Origin of the sequence: Corallococcus exercitus (assembly GCF_003611585.1) — a bacterium.
GTDB classification, from domain to species: Bacteria; Myxococcota; Myxococcia; order Myxococcales; family Myxococcaceae; genus Corallococcus; species Corallococcus exercitus.
On record NZ_RAVW01000767.1, the window covers coordinates 1 to 1642 of the forward strand.

Annotated in this window: 2 protein-coding genes; both read right to left on the bottom strand. The window is 67.8% G+C overall.

Annotated features, from left to right (window positions below; translation table 11 throughout):
- The coding region (locus D7W79_RS41830; protein ID WP_147442353.1) for a hypothetical protein at positions 1–607 on the bottom strand (607 nt) is incomplete at its 3' end.
- 575 nt (positions 608–1182) lie between these two features.
- Positions 1183–1461, bottom strand: a complete 279-nt coding sequence (locus tag D7W79_RS41835; RefSeq protein ID WP_158617189.1) for a PqqD family protein — start codon at positions 1459–1461, stop codon at positions 1183–1185.
- Positions 1462–1642 lie beyond the last annotated feature (181 nt).

Sequence of the window (1642 nt, forward strand, 5' to 3'; positions counted from 1 at the left end):
CCCCGTCACCGGACCCGCTGGCGCGACGCTTCACCCCCAGCACCGCATCCACCGCCTTCGTGAGCGTGGGCACCGGCCGCACGTCCAGCGCCGTCAGGGGCTCCGGGTCGAACCCGCTGCCCTCCGGCACGAACACCGCCACCCGCCCCGCCCGCGGAAACACCTGCGTCACGTAGGACTGCGCCACGCCCAGCTTTCCCTGGAGGAACTCGCGCGGCGCGGGCGCGAGCCGCTCCCCATGCGCCTCCAGCGCCACGCCCGTGCCCAGGAAGGGCGACGGCAGCGGCAGCCCCGACAGCAGCGCCACCCACGCGACGAACAGCGGCAGCGACGCGCTCCTGCCATCCAGCGTCACGTTCCGGCCGCGCGCAGAGACGTGCAGGTCCGTCTGTTCCCACGGCAGCGCGTAGCGCGCGCGGCCCACCGCGGCCAGGTGGCGCGCGTGGTCCTGCCACGCGGGGGTGAAGGCATTGCCCCGCGACACGTCCGTCCACAGCCGTCCCTGGCCGGGGCGCACGGACACCTCCACGGGCACGACGCGAAAGAGCGCGTGGCCGCCGACGTCCGCCTGGGTGAAGAGCAACAACTGCGTGGATGCGGGCAGCATGGGCGGGCGTGTCGGCGCGTGAGAGGGAAGACACAGCCGGGAGGAGGGCCGAAGCCCTCCTCCCGGCCATGCAAGGCATTACTCCGCGACGCTGACGTTGATGACCATGCCGTTGGAGCAGGTGCACTTGTCGGTGGCGGCGGCAACGCGGACGATCTCGGACTGGATGTACATGGTGATTCTCCTGGGTCTGGGTTTGTGGCTTGAGAGGGAAACGACGGGCGCGACTACTCCGCGGCCGTGGTCGTCGTGAGGATGACCATGCCGTTGGAGCAGGTGCACTTGTCGGACGACGCGGACACGCGGACGATCTCGGACTGGATGTACATGGTGTTTCTCCTGGGATGGATTGCTGCGTTCACTGCCACTACGGTGAAACATCGCGGAGTGTGGACAGGGGGTCTGACATTGCCTGCCAACACACCGGTGCTTCATTCCAGCCGTGAAGAGACGTCTCACGTCTGGCATCACGCGCACCCGGGGCGACCCGGGGACACGGGATTCCCAAAGGCCAGGACATGACCCGGCCCGTCCCTCTCACGAGGGAAGAAGGCGCTTCAGCGGACGGCGGAAGGTCAGACGGAACGCGTGGGCTCGCAGAGCCCCAGTTCCTGGAACTGCGTCACGGTGCGCTGCACGTCCGCGCGGATGGCCTCCTCCTGGCCCGCGGCGCCCAGCCGGAGCGCCAGTGACGCCACCGCCCCGTCCAGGGTCGTGTCGCCCTGGCACAGCTCGAAGATGCGCGCGGCGGTCTCATTCACCCGGAAGACCTCTCCGCCCTCCGTGTCCAGGAGGAAGAAGGCTCCGTCCTGCTGCTGGACGATGACGCCGGAAGTCGCGTGGGGCAGGTTCAAGACATCCCCTTTCAAGCCGCTTTGTTACAATTCCATTTTTTGTAGATGTTCTCACCAACCCTGTCAATACATGCAAGGATTTGGGTTGGGGGCTCATGAGAGGGTTTGCGAACGTGCCGGGTCTTGAGACGCCGCATCGCGCCAGGGAGGGGCCGGCTGTTGTGCGCTGGTGGGCGATTGG